The following is a 16,579-nucleotide window of genomic DNA, read 5'->3' as shown; positions in this document are numbered from 1 at the left end:
GTGAGGGAGGCCCGGGCCCGTCCGGCGCGGCGCGGCCAGGAGGCAACTACGCACGTAGAATCAGGTCCGAGACCGGATCAGGAGTGCTGACGTGCACGAGGACGGACACGCGATCGGACACACGGACGCGGAAGCAGGCGCGAAGGCGGGCACGGGCGGGAGCACCGTGCGCCCCGAGGACGCGGCGAACCCGGGACACCCCGGAACCGGCACACCGCCGCGCGGCGTGGACCAGGAGTTCCTGTCCCTGGAGCGCGAGCTGACGGTCCTGCTGCGCCGCGCCCGCGCCAGCCAGGGTGAGATGGCCCGCGAGGTCCACCCCGACCTGGAGTCCGCCGCGTACGGCCTGCTGGTGCGGCTGGAGGAGTGCGGCCGGCAGCGCGCGACCGAGCTCGCCGCCTACATCGGCATCGGCAAGGCCACCATGTCCCGGCAGCTGCGCGCCCTGGAACACCTCGGGCTCGTCGCCCGCGAGCCCGACCCGGCCGACGGGCGCGCCTGGCTGGTCGACCTCACCGAGGAGGGCCGCACCCGGGTCGGCCGCGTCCGCGAGGCCCGCCGCGGCCGATACGTCACCCAGCTGTCCCACTGGGAGCGCGCCGAGGTGGCCGAACTGGCCCGCCTCCTCAACCAGCTCAACCGGGGCATGGCCAGGTAGCCCGCCGCCGGGCCGCCGTTCACAGCTCCGCGTACACCGCCGTGGCGTCGTCATGGCGCTTGCCGCGGCCGAGGAAGACGCGTTCCTCGTCCGCGCGTTCCAGTTCCCGCACCCGCCGCACCAGGGCCGCGGGCCCCTCCCTCCGGAGGCGGGCGAACAGGTCCGCCCAGTCGCCCTCGCGGAACGTCTCCGTCCAGCGCGCCGCCCCGTCGCTCAGCGCCGCCAGGGCCGATACGCCCGCGCGCGGGACGCTCCCGGTGACCGCCCGCGAGGCCACGGCAGGATCGGCGGCGGCCGTGAAGAAGCCGCCCTCCTTGTTGCGGGCCTCGGCGTCGCAGATCTCCGCGCTCGCCAGCAGGGCCCGGGGCAGCCGGTCCAGCCGGTCGTCGAGGACCGCGGTGACCATGCCGTCGGGAGCGGCCAGCAGCAGGACCGCGTCGGAGAGGACCAGGTACTCGACGGTCTCCGGCGACCAGCGCGCCAGGGCGACCGTCGCCTGAGGGGTGCGCGGGTGAGAAAGGTCACAGGTTCGGGCGTGGGTGGCGGAGGTACGCGCGACTGCGGCGGCCAGTGCCTCGGCCAGAGGAGCATCCGGGTGTGAAACGGTCAGTTCGGTCAGTGCCCCGCCCAGTCGAGCGGTGAACCAGGGGACCGAATGCAGACAGCCCGTACCGCCCCGCGGCGGCGTCACCCCGTCCAGGAGGACGAGCGAACCGCCCTGCCCGGAGGCGGGAAGCGCGACGCTCACGAAGTCCTCGTTGGGGCAGGCCTGATCGCCGGGCTCCGAGACAAGTTCCGTACGCATCAAGCCAGTCTGCACGAGCCCTGCACACCCTTCGCGAAAGGCTGGCATCCATCGCGGTCTGGACGCGCCGACGCAGGTCAGACGCCTGTTTTGGGCGGGAATGAAGCGCTCCGGGAAGACGTGGCGGCGAATCCTGTCAAAGCCCGCCGTCCACGTCCAACCGGCCCCGCGCACAAGGCCGTCGCACACGCCAGAGGAACTTGCCCGCCAACTCCTCTCCGAGGTTCACTCCTTCGGGTGGCGGGGCAGGCGATGCGCGAACCCCGCCCACCGGCACTGGGAGGGTCGGGGACCGAACCGGAAGGGCGCGCCGACTGACGGAGCGTCACCTTTGGCCCATGGGTATAACACGAGTCAGGAATGCGAGCACCGGTGCAGAAGACGCGGCCTCGGCGCACAGGCAGGCAGACGGCCTCCGAGCAGGGCGCGGAGCGCACCCCTGTCGGCAAGGGCCGTCCCGCCCACGTACGCAACCGGCTGATCGTCGCGGTGGCCGTCGTGGCCGCCGCCATCGCGGGAGCCGGCGCCCCCTCCGTCATCGCCGCCTCAGGGCAGCTCAATGACTCCCAGAACCTGGTCACCCTGGCCGAGCAGACGCAGGACGCCCTCGTCCTCGCCCAGTCCCTGGCCGACGAACGCGACGAGGTCACCACCTACGTCGCGGCCGGCCGGACCAAGGGCAAGGCGCCCTCCGGGGAGAGCAGCGCCCGCGTCGACCGCCAGGTACAGGAACTGACCGCCGACACCGACGCCCCCGCCGAACTCCGCAAGGACCTCGGCGGCATCGCAGCCGTCCGCCAGGCCGCCCTCACCGGCCGGAGCACGGCCCTGGAGGCGCACCGGGCGTACTCAACGGCCATCACCGAACTGCACGGGCTCGCCGAGCAGCTCGCCCAGCAGATGCCGCCGCGCGCGGGCGCCGGCGCGTACGCCCTCGCCGAACTCGACACCGCCGTCCAGCAGGCCACCGCCGCCCGCGGACTGCTCCTCGCGGCGCTGAACATGCCGACGGACAGCGAGAACGTCACCGACCCGGACACCGGCCGGTCCGAGTCCGAGAGGGTCTCCTCCGACGCCGACACCCGGCAGCGTGACGAGCTCACCGCCGCCGCCCAGCAGGCCAGGCTGCGCTCCGACGCGGCCCTGGCCTCCTTCCGCGACCGCGCGCCCGAAGAAGCCGTCGACGCCTACGACTCCACGGTCACCGGCACGGACGTCACCGCCGCCCAGAAGTACCTGGCCGCCCTCACCGACCAGCCCGCCCTGAGCGACGACGAACTCGGCTTCGACGCCAAGAAGGTCGACGCCGCGCTCACCGCACGCGTCGCCCTCATGCGCGGAGCCGAGTCCTCCGCCTACGACCGCCGCGTCAAGGACCTCGCCCAGCTGCGCGACGACGACGTCACCGCGCTGGAGCTGCGCGTCGCCCTGCTCGGCGCGCTGATACTGATCGCCGTCGGCATCGCCACCGCCATGGCCCGCAGTCTCACCCGCCCGCTGGCCGTGCTGCGCCTCGGCTCCGCCCGGCTGGCCGGCGCCGAGAACCCGGCCGCGGAGGAGTCGGTCCGCTTCACCGGCCGCAACGACGAGTTCGCGCAGGTCGTCCGTTCCGTCAACGCCCTGCACGAGCACGCCGTCGCCCTCCACGAGCGCATCGCCACCCTGGAGTCCGACCGCAAGCACCTCGTCGGGCAGCGGCAGAAGATGGCCGACGCCCGCGAGGAACTGCGCGCCGAACTCGCCGACGCCGCCGAGCGGTTGGGGCAGCTGCGGACCAGCATCAGCGGCACGTTCGTCAACCTCTCGCTGCGCACCCTCGGACTCGTCGAACGTCAACTCGCGGTCATCGAGGGCCTGGAGGAGCGCGAGCACGACCCCGAACGGCTGGCCACGCTCTTCAAGCTCGACCACTTCGCCACGGTCATGCGCCGCCACAGCGAGAACCTGCTCGTCCTCGCGGGTGAGGAGCACGTCCAGCAGCACGCGGGGCCCATCCCGCTGGTGGACGTGGTGCGCGCGGCGGTCAGCGAGATCGAGCGCTACGAACGCGTCCGCATCTCCGCGCTGCCCCCGCACGCGCACGTGGCCGGTTTCGCCGCCGACGACCTCTCCCACCTTCTGGCCGAACTCATGGAGAACGCCACCTCGTTCTCCCCGCCGGACCTGCCCGTCGAGGTCTCCGGCTGGCTCCTGGAGAACGGCGAGGTCATGCTCTCCGTCCAGGACGAGGGCATCGGCATGACCGGCGACCGGCTGACCCGCCTCAACTCCCGCCTCACCGACTTCGACCCGGACACCCCCTACGACCAGGAGGGCGAGGACGGGCTCGGGCTCGGCCTGTACGTCGTGGCCCGCCTGGCCCACCGGCACGGGGTGCGGGTGCAGCTGCGCGAGCAGAAGCAGGGCGGTGTGGCGGCGGTCGTGGTCCTGCCCACCTCGCTGCTGGCCTCACCCCCGACCGCCTCCGTCCCCGCCGCCCCGCCGACCACGGCGGCCACGCCCGCCGTCACCCTCCCCGGCGCGGACGCGGAGTCCAACGGCAACGTCCTCCCCGCCCGGACCAAGTCCACGTCGCTCCCGGAAACCCCGGCCGAAACGACGATGGAACTCCTGCTCCCACTGTCGGCCGACCCGTCGGCCTCGACGGACTCGGCTGAATCGCCGGCGGCTGAGGCGGAAGCGCCGGCGGGTGACGCGGCAACGTCGGTCGCCGCGGCGGACCCGTCCGGAACCGGCGCCACGCCGGGTTCGTGGGGCGAGGCCGACACGTCGGCCACTGCGTCCACAGTGGTCCCCGCGGGCACGCAAGCCCCGGCCGACGCCCCGGCCGGCTCCCCGGACATGCCCTACGCGGCAAGCGCGGTGGACGCAGGCGACACGTCGGCGACCGCGACCCCGTCGGACGCCGACAGCGTGCCGCCCACAGCCGACCCCGCAGGCAACGCCGACGCCAGGACGGCCCGTCGCGCCTCGGACGACCGGCCGACGGGCGACGCCACAGCGGCCGGCAGCACGCCCGACGCGGTGGCCGAGGCCGTAGGCCCCGCCGAGTCCAGGACGGCCCGTCGCGCGGCCGACGACTGGCCGAGCACCGCCCCCGCAGCGGACGGCGGCACGCCGAACGCCGTCGGTTCCCGTCGCGCCCGCCGCGCGGCGGACGACTGGCCGGGCAGCGATGTCGCGGCAGCCGACGCCATGGCGTCCGACGACCAGACCGCCCCCGGCGGCATGCCGGACGCCGGCACACCGACCATCCCGGACACCACCCCCGGTGGCACGTCGGTCTCCAACGCCCCCACTCCGGACGCCGGCACACCGACCACCCCGGACACCGCCCCCGGCGGCACGCCGCCCACGGCCCGTCCCCCGCGTGCCCGTCGCGCGGCGGACGACTGGCCGACGGCCGCGCCTGCTGCCGGCGGCGCGCCGGAGACCGCAGCCCCGGCAGTCGATGCCGGTACGCCGCCCACGGCTGGCTCCCCGCGTGCCCGTCGCGCGGCGGACGACTGGCCGACCGCCGCCCCCGCGACCGACGGCGGGACGCAGGCCGCCCCCGCCTCCCCGGCCGATGCCGGCACGCCGCCCACCGCCCGCTCCCCGCTTTCCCGTCGCGCGGCGGACGACTGGCCGACGGCCGCCCCCGCTGCCGACGGCGGCACGCCGGACACCCCCGCCCCCGCGACTGAAGGCGGCACGCCGAACCGTGCCCCCTTCGCGCCCAGCGGCACCGCCAACCCCGGCGCCACGCCGACCGCCGCCGGTTCCCGGCGTGCCCGTCGCGCGGCGGACGACTGGCCGGGCGGAGACGTCCCGGCGGCCGACGCCATGCCGGCCGAGGACCGCACCGCCCCCGCCCGCAGGCCGGACACCGACGCCCCCGCACCCCACGGCGGCACGCCGACCCGCGCCCCCTTCGCCCCCGGCGGCGCGCAGAACCCCGCAGGCCCCGGCGCCACGCCGCACCCCGCCCCCGGCGGGGCCCGCCCGCCCCAGGCCAGGAGGGCCGCCGACGACTGGCCCGGCACCGCTCCCGCGGCCGCCCCCGCCGGTCGTCCGACGCACGGGCACGCGGGCGGCGCGCAGACCCACCCGACGGGCGGACCCGTCGGCCGGGCCGAGGTCGAGCACGGGCGGGCAGCCGACGCCCCCGAGGAGCTCGTCACCGACAAGGGCCTCCCCAAGCGCACACCCAAGCTCACCGCACCCACCCCCACCCCCCGCCGCCACAGCGGCAGCGTCGACGCGGAGGCCCTCCGTCGCCGTCTCGGCGGCTTCCGTAGCGGAGCGCAGGCCGGCTACCGCGACGTGGAAGCCGAGCTGGCCGAACAGACGGCGCCGGCGCCGAACGCCGCACCTCAAGAAGCACACGCACACGCCGAAGAAGACACGGGGGGCACCGTCGAGGAGGCAAGCAGTTGACCGCGCCCAGTACCTTCGGACTGAGCAGTGAGGCCCGCAACCTGCACTGGCTGCTGACCAACCTCGTGGAGGAGGTCCCCGGCATCCAGTCCGTCGCAGTGGTCTCCTCCGACGGCCTGCTCCTGCTGTCCTCCGACCCTGGTCTCAACCAGGCTGCCCGCCACCCCGGCGGAGCACAGCGCAACGGCCCGCGAGGCTCCTCCGCCGACCTCGCCACCATCGTCTCCGGCATCGGCAGCCTCACCGTCGGCGCCGCCAGGCTGATGGCGTTCGGCGGGGTGAAGCACACCATGGTCGCCATGGACGAGGGCAGCCTCTTCGTGATGTCGATCAGCGACGGCTCCCTGCTCGGAGTCCACGGCTCCGCCGACTGCGACATGAGCGTCGTGGCGTACCACATGGCGCTGTTCGTGGGCCGCGCCGGCCACGTCCTGACTCCCGAACTGCGCAGCGAGCTGCGGCAGTCACTGGAGTCCGCGACGGCGGGGAGCCCCCGATGAGCACGCCCCGGCGCAACGCGCCGAGCCCCCGCAACGCGTCGGGCCCCCGCGGCGCGGCCGGCCCGCTCCCCGTCCGGGGCGGCGACCGCAAGCCGGCGCGCGTGCGCCCCTACTCGCTGACCGGCGGCCGTACCCGCTTCGGTCACGTCCTCCTCGTCGAGACGTTCGTGGCGACCACGGCCGAGCTCGAAGCGCCCGAGGAGCGCAAGGAGTTGACGAACGGCTCGCTCACCACCCGGGTCATGCCGGAGCTGCGGGCCATCGTCGAGCTGTGCCGCCGCATGCGTACGGTGGCCGAGATCGCCGCGCTGCTGAAGATGCCGCTCGGCGTGGTCCGCGTGCTGCTCAGCGATCTCGCGGACCAGGGAAAGATCCGTGTGTACGGCACCGGTACCGCCCACGGTACGGGCCGTCCCGACCGAGCTCTGCTGGAAAGGGTGCTCAGTGGACTCCGTCGTCTCTGACGCCGACGCCCCGTTCGGTGTCTCCCCCCTCGTCGACGAGCCCGACGAGAACCTGAAGTCCTGGCAGACGGACCGGACCCGGGCCCCCATCGCCACCAAGATCGTGGTGGCGGGCGGCTTCGGCGTCGGCAAGACCACCCTCGTCGGCACCGTCTCGGAGATCACCCCGCTCCAGACCGAGGCGCTGATGACGGAGGCCAGCGAGGAGACCGACGATCTCACCGGCACCCCGGGCAAGCTCACCACCACGGTGGCGATGGACTACGGCCGCATCACGCTCGACGACGACCTCGTCCTGTACCTCTTCGGCACCCCGGGCCAGCAGCGCTTCTGGTTCATGTGGGACGACCTGGTGCGCGGCGCGATCGGCGCCGTCGTCCTCGCCGACACCCGCCGCCTCAGGGACGCCTTCCCCGCGCTGGACTACTTCGAGAGCTGCGGACTGCCGTACGTCGTCGCCGTGAACCACTTCGACGACAGCGAGCTGTTCGACCCGGAGGACGTACGGGAGGCGCTGACCATCCCCAAGCACATACCCGTCATGATCATGGACGCGCGCCGCCGGATCTCGGTGATCGAGACCCTGCTGTCCCTCGTCGGCCACGCGCTGGACGAAACCCCCGAGTAGGGCCACCCCCCACCCCCACACCCTGCCCAGGCCACCTAGGAGACACCCCCCGCATGCGGAAGATACTCGTCGTCGGAGCCGGCCAGTCCGGTCTCCAACTCGCCCTCGGCCTCCAGTCGCACGGGTACGAGGTCACCCTGATGTCCAACCGGACCGCCGACGAGATCCGCTCGGGGCGGGTGATGTCGACGCAGTGCATGTTCCACACCGCACTCCAGCACGAGCGCGACCTCCAGCTGAACTTCTGGGAGTCGCAGGCACCGAAGATCGACGGGCTCGGCGTCTCGGTGGCGGCCCCCGGCTCGCACGACCCCGGACCCACGCAGCGGGCGATCGACTGGGTGGGCAGGCTCGACGGGTACGCGCAGTCCGTCGACCAGCGGGTGAAGATGGCCGGCTGGATGGACGTCTTCGCCCAGCGCGGCGGCCAGTTGGTGATCCACGGCGCGGCCGTCTCCGACCTCGACTACTTCTCCCGCGCCTACGACCTCGTCCTGGTCTCCGCCGGCAAGGGCGAGCTCGTCCAGATGTTCGGCCGCGACGCCGAGCGCTCCCCGTACAGCGAGCCGCAGCGCGCCCTCGCGGTGGCGTACGTCCACGGCCTCGGTCCCCGCCCCGAGCACCCGGACTACGACGCGGTCCGCTGCAACCTGGTGCCCGGCGTCGGCGAGCTGTTCGTCATGCCGACGCTGACCACCTCGGGCCGTGCCGACATCCTCTTCTGGGAGGGCGTGCCCGGCGGCCCGCTCGACGTCTTCAAGGGCGTCAAGGACCCGGCGGAGCACCTCTCCCTGACGCTGGAGCTGATGGAGAAGTTCACGCCCTGGGAGTACGCGCGGGCCACCCGCGTCGAGCTGACCGACGCGGGCGGCACCCTGGCCGGCCGCTATGCGCCCACCGTGCGCAATCCCGTCGGCCGGCTCCCCGGCGGCGGCCTGGTGCTCGGCGTCGCCGACGTGGTCGTCGCCAACGACCCGATCACCGGGCAGGGCTCCAACTCGGCCTCCAAGTGCGCGGCCGCCTACCTCGCGTCCATCCTCGAACAGGGTGAGAAGCCGTTCGACGAGGAGTGGATGCGGGCGACGTTCGACCGCTACTGGGACACGGCCCAGCACGTCACGAAGTGGACCAACGCGATGCTGGCCCCGCCGCCCGAGCACATCCTGAACCTCATCGGAGCGGCCGGCCAACTGCAGCCGGTCGCCGACCGCTTCGCCAACGGCTTCAACGACCCCGCGGACTTCGAGAACTACTTCTACGACCCGGAGGAGACGGCCGCCTACCTGTCCTCGGTAGCCCCCTGACCGACCTCCACCACCAGACCGCCCCCTGACCTGGGGAACAGGTCAGGGGCCAGGTCACACCGCTTCTCCGGCTATCTCTTCGCGGTGGGGGCAGGGGCTTGAACTCCCTTCGGGGCTGCGGGAGTCGGGGTCGTGGCTTTTGTGAGGTCCAGGGGCTTGTAGTCGGGCAGGGGCTCGGATCCGGGGTCTGGGCGGACTGCGCCCAGGATCGGGTTGGCCGCGATGGGGGAGAGTTTCACCGGCTCGCCCGGTCTCGGGGCCTGTACCACCATGCCCTTGCCGGCGTAGAGCGCCACGTGTGTGGCGTCGGGGAAGTAGACGATCAGGTCGCCCGGGCGGAGCCGGTCCAGTGGGACGCGGTTCAGGCGGGCCCACTGCTGCTGGCTCGTCCGGGGGATCGGGGTGCCCGCGTGCTGCCAGGCCCGGGAGGTCAGCCCCGAGCAGTCGTAGGAGGCGGGCCCTTCCGCGCCCCACTCGTACGGCTTGCCGAGCTGGCCCACGGCGTAGCGCAGGGCGCGGTCGCCCTGCGGCGACGGCGCTCGTTCCTCGCCCAGCGCGCCCGACGCCACCAGCGTGGCCTGGGCCTCGGCAGTCTCGGCGCGTTCACGGTCGGCGAGGGCGGTGAGCTGGCCGGCGCTGAGCGAGGCGAGGAGCCGCTCGACGTCGTCGAGCCTGCGGCGTACGTCGTCGCGCTCCTTCTTCTTCCGCTCGGTCAGCGTGAGTTGCGCGTCGAGGGCGGCCCGCGCCCGGCGGGCGAGAGCGTCGGCCTTGCGTTCGCTGCCCTCCAGCCGGCCCACCGTCTCGGCCCGCTCCCGCGCCAGCTGTCCGATCACATGCCCCTGGTCGAGGGCGCGCTGCGGATCCCGGGCGAGCAGCAGCCGTACGTAGGGGGAGATGCCGGTGACGTTCTGGTACTGCTGCCGGGCCAGGCGTCCGGCGGCGCCCCGGCTCTCCTGGAGGGACAGCCTCGTCCTCGCCAGTTCGGCGTCGACGCGCTCGGTCTCGGCCCGGCGTTCCCTCAGCTTCTCCTCGGTGGTGTTGTAGGCCTCGGTGGCCTTCTCCGCCTCCCGGTAGAGCCGCTGAAGGTCCGTCAGCAGCTCGGTCACCGAGCGCCCGCCGGGCTCCGGCGGCTCGGGGACGGCCCGGGCGGCCGCCGGGACCAGCAGTACGGCCTGCGCGGCCAGCATCGTCGTCGTGCAGGCCGTGCACACCCGACGCAGCAGCCTTCCTGACACGTCATCACCTCCCGCACGGGGCGGCCCTTCCACCCCGCAGGGCGAGCATCAGGTGCGGTAGTGCGACAAGTGCGGTAAGACTGCGCGGTTCGGCGCAACGAAGTCACCCGTGAGCGTCATCCGGCTTGCCTTCCGGCCCGCCTTCCGCCTTGTCTCCCGGTGCGGTGTCGGGCTTCGACCAGGGCCAGCGGAGCCGGCTGTCCTTGCGGCCCTCGGGGTCGTACACGTACTTCCACCCCCGGGGCAGGCCGAGCTTCGCGCTGTGCCCCCGGGGCTCCCGGCGGTAGACCAGGACGGTGGGCGGGCCGCCGTCCGCGTCGGGGACGGGGATGCGGTACGTCTTCGGCGGGTGGCCGGTGGGGCCCAGCAGGACGGGGAGGACGCGGCCCTCCATCGGGCCGCCCTCGAAGGGGGTGTCTTCGCTCTTCACACCACCAGTGTCGATCAGGGCCGCTCCGCGAGCGCACCCCGGACCGCCTCGGCGGTCTGCGGATCGCGCGCTGCGGTCACCGTCATGACGGCGACGAACTGCTCCATCAGCCAGTCCCGCAGCTCGCCGGCCGGCGGCTGCTTGCCCTCGTCGAGCCAGATCAGCGAGGCCGCCTCCACGGCGGTGATCCACATCCGCACCGTCATCCGCAGCCTGGGGCCGGGCTCGGCCACGCCGAGGTGGCTGTGGATGTGCTCGGCGGCGGCGCGGCGCACACCGTCCACGATGGCGGTCGTCCGGGACGTCTCCACGACGCTGCCGCCCTGGAGGAGCGCGCTGAACCCGGCGTCGTGCTGGTCGACGAAGGCGAGGTAGCGGTCCAGGGCGCGGGCGAGCCGGGGGAGCATGGGGCCGTCGTGGGGCTCGTCGAAGCAGTGCCGGAGCTCCTCGGCGGCGGAGCCCAGCGCGGCCTCGTACAGCTGCTGCTTGCCGCCGGGGAAGTACCGGTACACCAGCGGCCTGGACACCCCGGCGGCCTCCGCCACGTCGTCCAGCGAGACGTCCTCCGGCAGATGGTGAGCGAACAGCCCGAGCGCCGCGTCGAGCAGCTGCCTGCGCCGCTCCTCGACGCTCAGGCGACGGTAGGCGGGGGCGGCGGGGCTCATGCCTGCAGCGTAATCGCTTGCCCCGCCCGATCACCGCCGACCGCGGACGGCCACCGCAAGAACACCCACACCGGCAGCGCCGCCCGTGCGTGCGGCGACCACGTCGGCAGCCCCGACAGCTCCGCCCGTGCGTGCAGCGGCCACGCCGACAACCCGACCCGCGCCCGCGTGCAGCGACCACGCGCACAGCCCCGCCCCCACGGGCAGCGACCGCGCCCGCAGCCCCGCCCACGCTCGCAGCGGCTACGCCAGCAATCCCGACGACTTCCACAGCCGTCGCCCGACTCCCCGCAGCACCCCGATGTCGTCCAGGAAGTCCGTCAGCCGCTTCGCCCCGGTCTGCATGACCTCGCGCCGGTGCCCGCTGGCCCGCACCTGCGCCACGGCCTCCCGCTTGTCCAGCCCGACGTTCGCGTACACCTCGGGGTTGACGAACGCGACGGAGAAGACGCGGGCGAACTCACCCGAGGTGACCCGGGTGAACTCCTGCGACCACCGCGGAGCGGTCACCATCTGCCGCCGCAGCTCCTCCCGCGCGTACCGCACATGCCGCGCCTCCTCCACCACATGGATCCGGGTGACGCCCCGCACCAGGGTCTGCACCCGCTCGTCGGGGAAGGTCAGCCGCTGCATCCAGTCCAGCACCTCCTCGCCCAGCAGTGTCGCGGTGAAGGACCCCGGGGTGGTGGAGACCGTCTTGAACAGCCGGCCGAGGTGCTGGTGCGCCCTGCCCACCGGGTACCAGGGCGTGCCGCCCCGCGCGATCAGCCGGGCGAACATCTTCGAGTGCCGGCACTCGTCCTCGATCTCGGTCAGCGCGTACCGCACATGCGCGCTGGTCGCCGACTTGTCGTAGATGTGCCGCACCAGCAGCTGCATCAGGATGATCTCGAACCAGATGCCCAGCGAGGCCAGCGCCGCCGCCTCGTGCTGCGACAGCAGGATCCGCTGCTCCTCGCCCATCCGCTTCCACAGCGGCGTGTCGTACAGCGACACCAGCTCCGGCGGCCAGAACCACTTGCCCTCCTCGAAGGGCGCGTCCCAGTCCAGCTCCTCGTCCGGGTCGAAGGAGTGCTTGGCGGAAGAGACGAGCAGCCGCTCGGCCACCTGCTCGCGGTCCTTGAGCAGCCCGAGCGCGTCCCGCAGCCCGTCGAGCGCGTCGGCTTCCGTCTGGGTCGTCATCGCTGTTCCACCTCGTCGCACGGGGGCGTGTCCTGTTTCCCGGGATTCACTCGCCTCCTTATGAGACTGCCTGTCAGCAAGACCGTCAATCCCTCGCGCGGGACTGTTTCGGGACTCCTTTGCGCTCCGGTCGGCGGCCGGGGGACCGGCCAGGCGGGGCAGCCCAGGTCGTCGGGGACGTCCAGGGCGACGGGCTCGGCGGCCCCGGGCGGGAAGGACGCGCGCAGGGTGAAGGCGTACGGCGTCGGGCCGTTGGCGCGCAGGTGCAGCAGGCGGGCCTCGGCCTCGGCGACGGTGGGCCGGTGTCCGGCCGGGACCCACCACAGCGTCGCCATCGCCTCACGCACCCGCTCGAACCACTCACGGCGGCGGGCCGGCATCTCCCGGTGCCGCCCCCGGTACATGAAGGCGGTCAGGGCGTCGGCGTCCCGCCACACCGACATGTTGACGATGAGCCACTCGTCGCCGAAGACCGCGATCTCGGTCGCGTCACCACCGTCGTCCTGAAGTCGCCAGACGAAGCCCTCGGCCGCGTCGGCGTCGGCGTTCACGGGATCGAGGCTGTCGACGAAGTCCTTCAACTGGGCTGAGCCCAGAGGGGCTTTGATGCTGGCGATGTTGACCTGGGCGAATTCGAATGCGGCTGCGTCAGTCATGACCGAACGCCAGGTCGGGCGTGACCGTCTGCGGTAGCCGTGTCTCGCGAAGTGAGCGTGCATCAGGAACTGCACAGCAGACAGGAGTTGAGCATGGTCAGGAGTTGAGCACCGCCTCCATCACCGCCCGGGCGATCGGTGCCGCCACCCCGCCCCCGGTGATCTCCCCCCGGTTGCCCGAGGCGTCCTCCACCACCACCGCGACCGCGACCTTCGCCTGGAGGTCGCGGTCGCCCTGCGCCCACGACACGAACCAGGCGTACGGCATCCCGGCGTTGCCGATGCCGTGCTGGGCGGTGCCCGTCTTGCCGCCGACCGTCGCGCCCCGGATCGCCGCGTTCTTGCCGGTGCCCTCGCGCACCACGTCCGTCATCAACTCCCGCAGCCGGTACGCGGTCGAGGGCCGCATCGCCTGCCGCGCCGCACGCGCGCCGCCCGCCGCGAGGGTCGCCCCGCTCCACCGCGTCGTCCGCTCCACCAGGTACGGCGTGCGCACCAGCCCCCCGTTGGCGACGGCCGCCGCGACCATCGCCATCTGCAGCGGAGTGGCCCGCGTGTTGTACTGCCCGATCGAGGACAGGGCGAGCTGCGCACGGTCGACGGAGGTGTCGAAGGTGCTGCGCGCCACGGAGAACGGCACCCGCACGTCGGCCGCGTTGAAACCGAACGCCTCCGCCGTCGCCGCCATGCCCCGGAGCCCCGTGTCGACTCCCAGCTTGGCGAACACCGTGTTGCACGACCACACGAACGCATCCCGCACTGTGGCGTCCTGGCACCCTTCGGCGGCGTTCACCAGACGGGTCGTCGTTCCGGGCAGGGTGTAGGGCGCGGGGGAGCGGGTCGGTGTGTCGAGGTCACGGACCACGCCCGCGTCCAGCGCCGCCGCCGCGGTGACCACCTTGAAGGTCGACCCCGGCGGATACGTCTGCCGCACCGCCCGGTTCAGCATCGGCTTGTCCGGGTCGGCGTTCAGCCGCGCCCAGGCCCGCTCCGCCCCCGGGTCGTTCCCCGACAGCAGCGCCGGGTCGTACGACGGGGCCGACACCAGAGCCAGGATCCGTCCCGTCGACGGCTCCACCGCGGCCACCGCCCCCTTGCGCCCGGCCAGCCCCTGGTACGCCGCCCGCTGGGCACGCCCGTTGAGCGTCGTCACCACGTTCCCCGCGGGCGGCCGGGACCGGGTGAAGTCGTTCCACAGCGGGAACGCCCCGAGCAGCGGATCGACCCCCGAGAGGAGACCGTCCTCGGCGTGCTCCAGGAACGTCGTCCCGTACTCCTGCGAGGAGAACCCGGTCACCGGGGCGAACAACGGCCCGTCCGTGTAGGTGCGTTCGTAGCGCAGTTGCTCCCTGGTGTCCCGCGACCCGGTGACCGGGGCGCCGTCGACCAGGATGTCGCCGCGCGGCTGCCCGTAACGGGCGATGGACGCACGCCGGTTGCCGGGGCTGTCGTCGTAGCGGGCGGCCTGGACGATCTGCACGCGCGCGGCGTTGACCAGCAGGGCGGCCAGCAGCAGCGCGCAGAAGACGGCCGCGTGCCGGATGTGCCGACTCATCACCGGCGCCTCGTGCCGGCGGCTCACCGGAACCCGGTGCCCGCTCAGGTTCACGGCGCCGCCTTCCCGTCGTACTGCCGCCGCGCCGAGTCGCTCACCCGGATCAGCAGCGCCACGATCGCCCAGTTGGTGACGACCGAGGAGCCGCCCTGCGCCAGGAACGGCATCGCCATGCCGGTCAGCGGGATCAGCCCGGTCACCCCGCCCGCGATCACGAACACCTGGAGCGCGACGATCGAGGCGAGGCCGATCGCGAGCAGCCGGCCGAACGGGTCGCGCAGGGCCAGGCCGGCCCGGTAGCCGCGCTCCACCAGCAGGCCGTAGAGCAGGAACAGCGCGGACAGTCCCGCCAGGCCCAGTTCCTCACCGGCCGTCGCGAGGACGAAGTCCGACTTCACGGCGAACCCGATCAGGGTGGAGTGGCCGAGGCCCAGACCGGTGCCCAGCAGCCCGCCGGCCGCGAACGAGAAGAGGGACTGGGCGAGTTGGTTGGGACCCCGGCCCGCCTCGATCGACGCGAAGGGGTGCAGCCAGTCCTCGACCCGGCTGTGCACGTGCGGCTCCAGCCAGCCGACGGCCACCGCGCCGAGCGCGGCCAGCAGCAGCCCCACCGCGATCCACCCGGTGCGGCCCGTGGCGACGTACAGCATGACGACGAACAGGCCGAAGAAGAGCAGCGAGGTGCCCAGATCGCGTTCCAGGACGAGTACGACCACGCTCAGCAGCCAGATCGCGAGAACCGGGCCGAGGACCCGCCCCGCGGGCAGCTGCACGAACCAGATCCTGCGGCCCGCGTACGCGAGCGCCGTGCGGTTGGCGGCCAGGTAGGCGGCGAAGAACACCGCGAGCAGCACCTTCGCGAACTCGCCCGGCTGGATGGAGAACCCGGCGATCCGGATCCAGATGCGGGCGCCGTTGACCGCCGGGAAGAGGATCGGCAGCGTCAGCAGGGCCAGCGCGCCGACCACGCTCACGTACGCGTACCGCTGGAGCACTCGGTGGTCGCGCAGCGCGGCCACCACGAAGGCGAACAGCGCCACGCCGAGCGTGGACCACACGAGCTGCGTCGGGGCCGCCCGGTCGCCGGGCGTCTCCAGGTCCAGCCGGTAGATCAGCACCAGGCCGATTCCGTTCAGCAGCACGCCGATGGGCAGCAGGAGGGGATCGGCGTAGGGGGCGCGCATCCGGACGGCCCCGTGCGCCAGCAGCGCCAGCACGCCGAGCCCGGCGCCGTAGCCGGCGGCGCCGGGCGGGACGGACCCGGTTCTGGCGAGGCCCACGGCGCAGTAGCCGTAGACCGAGAGCAGGACGGCCATCAGGATGAGCGTGAGTTCGACCCCGCGACGCCGGGCGAGGCGTGCGGCGGGGGCCGGGGCGTCAGCCGCCGGCGCGATGGCTTCGGCTCCGGCTCGCGTCATGTCCGGAACTTACCCAAATGTGGCTCCTTGTGAGCCTTGAACTGATCTTCGGTTCAGCACCAGCGCGGCGACGAGCCGCGGGTGTCGATGTAGCGCGCGGCGCCCCAGGCCCAGGTGCCGTCGGTGAGCAGGTACCAGTAGCGGTTGCCCTGGACGGGCTGGCCGACGGTCTTGCAGTAGATGGAGACGACCTGGCCGCGGCGGGCGACCCGGATCACCTGGCTGCCGCGGGTCGGGGCGCTGTGCAGGAGGAGCTGACTGGTGGTGACGACGCCTCGGGTGAGGCGGTGGCCGCCGGCCTGGTTGCCCTGGTTGTTGCCGTGCCCGTTGTTGTTGCCCTGGCCGCCCTGGTTGGTGCCGCCGTTGTTGTTGCCCTGGCCGCCTTGACCGTTGCCGTTGCCGTTGCCGTCGCCGCGGCCGCCTGGGTTGTTTCCGTTCCCGTTCCCGTTGTCGCCCCGTCCTCCGCCACCGTTCCCGGCGTTCCCGCCGTTCCCGCCGCCGTCGAAGCCTCCCCCGTCCGACGCGAAGCCCGAACCGGTGTCGGAGGCGGAGCCGAAGCCGTCGTCCGCACCGGCCGGGGTGATGACGGCGGCGGTGGCGAGGGCGCCTGCGGCGGTGATTATGGCCAGACGGACGAAGGCGGTGCGCAGGGGCATCGGG

At 73.2% G+C, this 16,579-nt stretch carries 13 protein-coding genes and 2 pseudogenes; 6 read left to right on the top strand and 9 right to left on the bottom strand.

Annotated elements, in window-relative coordinates:
- Positions 1-226 precede the first annotated feature (226 nt).
- A complete protein-coding gene (locus ACIOC0_RS33260) occupies positions 227-658 on the top strand; it encodes a MarR family transcriptional regulator (protein WP_130443923.1) in 432 nt (143 codons plus the stop codon).
- 19 nt (positions 659-677) lie between these two features.
- Here the strand turns inward: ACIOC0_RS33260 and ACIOC0_RS33255 are convergent, their stop codons facing one another.
- A complete protein-coding gene (locus ACIOC0_RS33255) occupies positions 678-1,463 on the bottom strand; it encodes a hypothetical protein (protein ID WP_402159436.1) in 786 nt (261 codons plus the stop codon).
- A gap of 360 nt (positions 1,464-1,823) precedes the next feature.
- On the opposite strand from ACIOC0_RS33255, the pseudogene ACIOC0_RS33250 reads away from it, so the two are divergent.
- From ACIOC0_RS33250 to ACIOC0_RS33230, 5 genes and pseudogenes are all read left to right on the top strand, one after another.
- Positions 1,824-4,487: pseudogene (locus ACIOC0_RS33250) on the top strand (nitrate- and nitrite sensing domain-containing protein); the annotation flags it as partial.
- A 1,391-nt stretch (positions 4,488-5,878) separates the two neighbouring features.
- Positions 5,879-6,382 (top strand): roadblock/LC7 domain-containing protein, encoded by a 504-nt coding sequence (locus tag ACIOC0_RS33245; protein WP_402159435.1) that lies wholly within the window; start codon positions 5,879-5,881, stop codon positions 6,380-6,382.
- Positions 6,379-6,846, top strand: a complete 468-nt coding sequence (locus ACIOC0_RS33240) for a DUF742 domain-containing protein (RefSeq protein WP_402159434.1) — start codon at positions 6,379-6,381, stop codon at positions 6,844-6,846. The genes ACIOC0_RS33245 and ACIOC0_RS33240 overlap by 4 nt, the downstream gene beginning before the upstream one ends.
- Positions 6,827-7,474 carry a GTP-binding protein gene (locus ACIOC0_RS33235; protein WP_402159433.1) on the top strand — a complete coding sequence of 216 codons (648 nt, stop codon included), beginning with the start codon at positions 6,827-6,829 and terminating at the stop codon, positions 7,472-7,474. Before ACIOC0_RS33240 ends, ACIOC0_RS33235 begins: the two co-directional genes overlap by 20 nt.
- Before the next feature lie 53 nt (positions 7,475-7,527).
- The gene (locus ACIOC0_RS33230) at positions 7,528-8,778 is read left to right on the top strand and encodes a styrene monooxygenase/indole monooxygenase family protein (protein ID WP_402159432.1); all 1,251 of its coding nucleotides are present in this window, start codon (positions 7,528-7,530) and stop codon (positions 8,776-8,778) included.
- Positions 8,779-8,849: 71 nt separating this feature from the next.
- On the opposite strand, the gene ACIOC0_RS33225 is transcribed toward ACIOC0_RS33230, so the two are convergent.
- From ACIOC0_RS33225 to ACIOC0_RS33190, 8 genes and pseudogenes are all read right to left on the bottom strand, one after another.
- The gene (locus tag ACIOC0_RS33225) at positions 8,850-10,013 is read right to left on the bottom strand and encodes an NlpC/P60 family protein (RefSeq protein WP_402159431.1); all 1,164 of its coding nucleotides are present in this window, start codon (positions 10,011-10,013) and stop codon (positions 8,850-8,852) included.
- Positions 10,014-10,116: 103 nt separating this feature from the next.
- Positions 10,117-10,443, bottom strand: a complete 327-nt coding sequence (locus tag ACIOC0_RS33220; protein WP_351095143.1) for a hypothetical protein — start codon at positions 10,441-10,443, stop codon at positions 10,117-10,119.
- Positions 10,444-10,457: 14 nt separating this feature from the next.
- Positions 10,458-11,108 carry a TetR/AcrR family transcriptional regulator gene (locus ACIOC0_RS33215; protein WP_402159430.1) on the bottom strand — a complete coding sequence of 217 codons (651 nt, stop codon included), beginning with the start codon at positions 11,106-11,108 and terminating at the stop codon, positions 10,458-10,460.
- A 243-nt stretch (positions 11,109-11,351) separates the two neighbouring features.
- A complete protein-coding gene (locus tag ACIOC0_RS33210) occupies positions 11,352-12,290 on the bottom strand; it encodes a diiron oxygenase (protein WP_402159429.1) in 939 nt (312 codons plus the stop codon).
- A gap of 158 nt (positions 12,291-12,448) precedes the next feature.
- A pseudogene (locus ACIOC0_RS33205) lies at positions 12,449-12,946 on the bottom strand (DUF3291 domain-containing protein); the annotation flags it as partial.
- Between the two features lie 97 nt (positions 12,947-13,043).
- On the bottom strand, positions 13,044-14,501 hold the full coding sequence (locus ACIOC0_RS33200) for a penicillin-binding transpeptidase domain-containing protein (protein WP_402159428.1): 1,458 nt from the start codon (positions 14,499-14,501) through the stop codon (positions 13,044-13,046).
- 50 nt (positions 14,502-14,551) lie between these two features.
- Positions 14,552-15,919 (bottom strand): FtsW/RodA/SpoVE family cell cycle protein, encoded by a 1,368-nt coding sequence (locus ACIOC0_RS33195; RefSeq protein WP_402159427.1) that lies wholly within the window; start codon positions 15,917-15,919, stop codon positions 14,552-14,554.
- 53 nt (positions 15,920-15,972) lie between these two features.
- Positions 15,973-16,575, bottom strand: a complete 603-nt coding sequence (locus tag ACIOC0_RS33190) for an SH3 domain-containing protein (protein ID WP_402159426.1) — start codon at positions 16,573-16,575, stop codon at positions 15,973-15,975.
- Positions 16,576-16,579 lie beyond the last annotated feature (4 nt).

The sequence above is a fragment of the Streptomyces sp. NPDC088254 genome, from assembly GCF_044740925.1.
GTDB lineage: Bacteria > Actinomycetota > Actinomycetes > Streptomycetales > Streptomycetaceae > Streptomyces.
This window is presented reverse-complemented; position numbering and strand designations above follow the sequence as displayed.

Excerpts from the sequence above, each read along its gene's own strand:
- ACIOC0_RS33255 (WP_402159436.1), bottom strand. The coding sequence starts at position 1,463 with ATGCGTACGGAACTTGTCTCGGAGCCCGGCGATCAGGCCTGCCCCAAC.
- ACIOC0_RS33190 (WP_402159426.1), bottom strand. The coding sequence starts at position 16,575 with ATGCCCCTGCGCACCGCCTTCGTCCGTCTGGCCATAATCACCGCCGCA.
- ACIOC0_RS33200 (WP_402159428.1), bottom strand. The coding sequence starts at position 14,501 with ATGAGTCGGCACATCCGGCACGCGGCCGTCTTCTGCGCGCTGCTGCTG.
- ACIOC0_RS33230 (WP_402159432.1), top strand. The coding sequence starts at position 7,528 with ATGCGGAAGATACTCGTCGTCGGAGCCGGCCAGTCCGGTCTCCAACTC.
- ACIOC0_RS33195 (WP_402159427.1), bottom strand. The coding sequence starts at position 15,919 with ATGACGCGAGCCGGAGCCGAAGCCATCGCGCCGGCGGCTGACGCCCCG.
- ACIOC0_RS33210 (WP_402159429.1), bottom strand. The coding sequence starts at position 12,290 with ATGACGACCCAGACGGAAGCCGACGCGCTCGACGGGCTGCGGGACGCG.
- ACIOC0_RS33240 (WP_402159434.1), top strand. The coding sequence starts at position 6,379 with ATGAGCACGCCCCGGCGCAACGCGCCGAGCCCCCGCAACGCGTCGGGC.
- ACIOC0_RS33215 (WP_402159430.1), bottom strand. The coding sequence starts at position 11,108 with ATGAGCCCCGCCGCCCCCGCCTACCGTCGCCTGAGCGTCGAGGAGCGG.